The organism is Streptomyces sp. NPDC059567, assembly GCF_042735655.1.
GTDB lineage: Bacteria > Actinomycetota > Actinomycetes > Streptomycetales > Streptomycetaceae > Streptomyces.
This window is the reverse complement of sequence record NZ_JBHWBS010000065.1, coordinates 9,056-12,714: the sequence shown is the minus strand read 5'-3', so window position 1 is coordinate 12,714 and position 3,659 is coordinate 9,056. Positions and strand designations below refer to the sequence as shown.

Below are 3,659 nucleotides of genomic sequence, written 5' to 3'. Positions count from 1 at the left end.
GCCCTCCCATTGTTGTTGGGGGGTTTTGGTTCTTCGTCTAGCGGCCCGTACTCGAAATCTGCTTTATTTTCACCCTCTGGGGTAACGCCTTGGGGGGGCCTTGGTGCCGTACTGGCACCAGGGCCCCGAAGGAACTACTACACCACCTGCCGGCCCTGATACTGCGCCGGCGTTCTGTGTCCGCGGACCCGACTTGGCTGCTGTCGGGGGCGCGGGGATCGCGGTTGCTTGACCGGAGACCACCTCGCTATCGATGTCCTGCGGTACCCGGGTTCAGGACTTTCGCCCGGGCGATCCTGATGGCGCGGGTTCCTCCGTTCTTCCTCGGTGATCAACTGCTTACTACGGGGTACTGCGTACTGCGGTACTGATCCACTGCGGGTACTGCTGATGATGCGAACCGCTCAGTGGCCTGTGGCAGCGCCACTCTTCGGCAGCCAGCCCCGTTGCCCGTCCTGCGTCTTCTCTGGCTTGGAACCCCACTGCCGAACTTCCCGGTGCGCGCGTCCGCAGCCGACGCCTTCACCAGGGGTACTGCTCACTCTTCACTGCTGGGTTACTGCGCACTGCACTCACGGGTACCGCACCTGCCATGACCGCGGTCCCGCTGCGGCGGCCCCTGATGACTGCGGGCCACCCGGTCCGGCCGCCAGTCCCGTCGCCGTCCTGCAACATCCCTGGCTTCGGAACTCCACCGCCGCACCGTCCTGCGAACTGCAACCACCTGTACTGCTGGTACCGCTTGCCCGGCAGTTCATCTCTGCCGGGCCCTGCTGTCTCTCTGGGCTACGAGAGAAACCATAGCCACGCCACCACCCAATGTCTACTCCGGCCGACATAGATTTTCGCGTGTCCGGTGGACAGGGAATCGACCCCCAACGGTGACGCGAAGGATCGCGGAGCGGTCACCGCCGGGATGCCCACCGCATATCCGGGCACACGCCACGGACAGGCAGGGCCCGGTTCTGGCGATCACGGACCAGGGGGACCTGATGGGCACGACGAGCGTCGACGTCGCGACCGACCGCCTTGCGGGTTCCGTCGCCTTGGTGCGCGACTGCGCCCTCTTCTCGCCCATGGCGGCTCCCTGGAGCGGGAGTGCCGGGCGGCAGGGGATCAGCGTCCTGTGAGGTGTCTTCCGGAGGAGGCAGGTCGGGCGGTGGCGGGGCTCGCGATGGGCGAGGAGGGCCGCTGTGAGGTTCCGGGTCAGTGCTGTGGGGTGTGGGAGCGGCGTTGGTCGCTTTCGTCGCGGAGGTCTTCGGTGCGGCGGGTCAGGTCGTCGACGCGCTTGGCCAGCTCGGGTTGGAGAGGAGTCAGGTGGGCGTGGGTGCGTGCGAGTGGTTCGAGGAGCAGGGTGGGGTCGCTGTGCGCGAGGGCCGCGGAGAGGTCGGCCTGTGTGTCTGTGGGCAGGGTGTCGAGGGCGGTGATCTGTCCGGCGAGTTGGCGCAGGTCGGCGGCGTTCGATCGGGCCCAGGCCGTGATGGTGCGGTCGGCGGCGCGGCGGTCGCGGATGGTCTGGACGCGTTGTTCTCCGGTGGTGCCGGGGTTGCCGGGGCGTACGCGGAGGTAGCGCCGTTCGGCGGCCTGTCGGCTGGTGACGCCGAGGGGGTGGGCGAGATCGGCCCAGCTGGCGCCGGCGTCGCGAGCGGCCTCGATGAAGCCGGGCTCCCATGCGGCGAGCTGTTCGCGCAGCTCACGCAGGAGGAGGAGGGCGGCGAGTGCTTCCTCCGAGGAGCCGTGAGGTGTCGTGTCGGGGGTGGTCGCGGACCTGGCGGCCCGTACCGCTTCGTCGATCGCGGCCAGGGCGGCGATCGCCGCGGGAAAGGTGACCGGTTGGTCGGCTCCTGTCACAGGATCACACCCTCTTCGTCATGTCGTCCATCCGTTGACATTCAGCTTGTCGTCGTTCGGATGACATGCTACAACGGAGGCAGATGAAGCGCATTGGCAGTCACTGCCTGATCCCACTGGAGGTGTTTCGCGATGTTGATGCGCACCGACCCGTTCCGCGAGCTCGACCGTCTCGCCCAGCAGATGCTGGGTACGACCGGCACCTGGTCACGGCCTTCCGCGGTGCCGATGGACGCCTACCGTGAGGGTGACGTCTACGTCATCGCCCTCGACCTGCCCGGCGTCGCGCCGGACGCGATCGACATCGACGTCGAGCGGAACATGCTGACGGTCAAGGCCGAGCGCCGCCCCGTCGCGAAGGCCGACGACGTGCAGATGGAGCTGTCCGAGCGGCCCCTCGGCGTCTTCTCCCGGCAGCTGATGCTGGCCGACACCCTCGATACCGAGAAGATCACGGCCGACTACGAGGCGGGCGTGCTCACGCTGCGCATCCCGATCGCCGAGCGCGCCAAGCCCCGCAAGATCACCATCGGCCGGGGCGACGACCGCAAGCAGATCAGCGGCTGAACCGTAGGAAAGACCGGGAGTGGAGGGCGGAAGTCTTCCCCCTCCTCCGTCCTCCGCTCCCCGCATCCATGTATGCGCAAGGGGGTCGTGATGAGACTGCGATGGCAGAGCTTCCTCGACAAGGTCCAAGAGCGCGGCGACTACAGCTCGCCACAGGAGGCCGAACGCGCCGCCCGCACCGTGCTGGCGCTGCTCGGCGCCCATCTGGTCGGCGATGTGCGGGCCGCACTCGCTGCCCGCCTGCCGGAGACCTTCGCCCTGGTGCTCCTCAACCCGCTCCAGGCCGCTGAGCCTCTCTCACCGGAACGCTTCGTACGCGCGACGGCCGCGTGGATCGAAGGAGCCACCGAACGGACAGCGGCCTGGGACGTCGGCGCCGTCCTCAGCGTCGCCGCCGACGCGGCCGGCGAGGAACTGACCGCCCGGATACTCCTGCAGCTCCCGCCCGGCTACGACCTCCTCTTCGGCCGGCCGCACCACCCCCGGTGAGCCGGCAACCCCTGAAACGTGTTCGCTCCCCCGGTCCCACGGGCCGGGCCCGAAGAGAACGGCGATCTCCACCGGCATGACTCTTCAGACCGAGACCACGACAACAGCCGCTCACGGCAGCACCACCAGCGCGGCGCCCTACTCCCAGATGCTCGAGCGTGTGCGCTACGAGGGCGCCTACCCCACCCTCGAACGCGCCGACGAAGCCGTGCGGTCAGTGCTCGCCGCTCTGGGGCGACAGCTCGTCGGCGACGAACGCGTCGACCTCGCCGCACGCCTCCCCGTCGAGGCCGCCCTCGTCCTCACCGCCCAGGTCCCCGCCGTCACACCCCTCACCGGGTGGGAGTTCGTCAAGGACCTCGCCCAGCGCACAGGCAGCACACCCGCCGGCGCCCGCTGGAACATCGGCGCCGTCCTCGCCGCCGTATCCCAACTCGCCGGACCCGAACTCCTCGACCGCATCATCAACCAACTCCCCTCCGGCTACGCCCTCCTCTTCGGCAAAGCCGAACTCCACCAACCACGGCACAGAACCACCTCCTTCTGAACCGTCCCCCGCATGTGCACCCCCGACCTCAACGGCGCCACCGGAGCTTCGGCCGGCACATGGTCAACCGGTCGCCGATCACTGACTTCGTGCCCTTGGGGAAGCCAATACACCGATACGCGAGAGGGCCCGACCGGCGGGTGCCGGTCGTTCCCACACAGCATCCCGAGTGTCAGCGAACGGTCGACCAGGGGGAACGGTAAGT

Annotated in this window: 5 protein-coding genes; 4 read left to right on the top strand and 1 reads right to left on the bottom strand. The window is 68.4% G+C overall.

From position 1 onward, the window contains the following. Positions 1–992 precede the first annotated feature (992 nt). Entirely contained in the window at positions 993–1,130 is a 138-nt protein-coding gene (locus ACFVZW_RS25090; RefSeq protein ID WP_384525269.1) for a hypothetical protein, read from the top strand. Positions 1,131–1,206: 76 nt separating this feature from the next. On the opposite strand, the gene ACFVZW_RS25085 is transcribed toward ACFVZW_RS25090, so the two are convergent. Continuing rightward, complete coding sequence (locus tag ACFVZW_RS25085; protein ID WP_384525267.1) at positions 1,207–1,851, bottom strand: type III effector protein; 645 nt, start codon at positions 1,849–1,851, stop codon at positions 1,207–1,209. Between the two features lie 132 nt (positions 1,852–1,983). On the opposite strand from ACFVZW_RS25085, the gene ACFVZW_RS25080 reads away from it, so the two are divergent. The 3 genes from ACFVZW_RS25080 to ACFVZW_RS25070 all read left to right on the top strand — a co-directional run bounded on the left by ACFVZW_RS25080 (position 1,984) and on the right by ACFVZW_RS25070 (position 3,454). Next, positions 1,984–2,418 carry an Hsp20/alpha crystallin family protein gene (locus ACFVZW_RS25080; RefSeq protein WP_384525264.1) on the top strand — a complete coding sequence of 145 codons (435 nt, stop codon included), beginning with the start codon at positions 1,984–1,986 and terminating at the stop codon, positions 2,416–2,418. 90 nt (positions 2,419–2,508) lie between these two features. Then, on the top strand, positions 2,509–2,907 hold the full coding sequence (locus tag ACFVZW_RS25075) for a DUF2267 domain-containing protein (RefSeq protein ID WP_384525261.1): 399 nt from the start codon (positions 2,509–2,511) through the stop codon (positions 2,905–2,907). A gap of 76 nt (positions 2,908–2,983) precedes the next feature. Then, entirely contained in the window at positions 2,984–3,454 is a 471-nt protein-coding gene (locus ACFVZW_RS25070) for a DUF2267 domain-containing protein (RefSeq protein ID WP_384525258.1), read from the top strand. The last annotated feature ends 205 nt before the right edge of the window (positions 3,455–3,659 follow it).

Bases quoted from the DNA above. Each gene is read 5' to 3' on its own strand.
- ACFVZW_RS25090 (WP_384525269.1), top strand. From the start codon at position 993: ATGGGCACGACGAGCGTCGACGTCGCGACCGACCGCCTTGCGGGTTCC.
- ACFVZW_RS25080 (WP_384525264.1), top strand. From the start codon at position 1,984: ATGTTGATGCGCACCGACCCGTTCCGCGAGCTCGACCGTCTCGCCCAG.
- ACFVZW_RS25075 (WP_384525261.1), top strand. From the start codon at position 2,509: ATGAGACTGCGATGGCAGAGCTTCCTCGACAAGGTCCAAGAGCGCGGC.
- ACFVZW_RS25070 (WP_384525258.1), top strand. From the start codon at position 2,984: ATGACTCTTCAGACCGAGACCACGACAACAGCCGCTCACGGCAGCACC.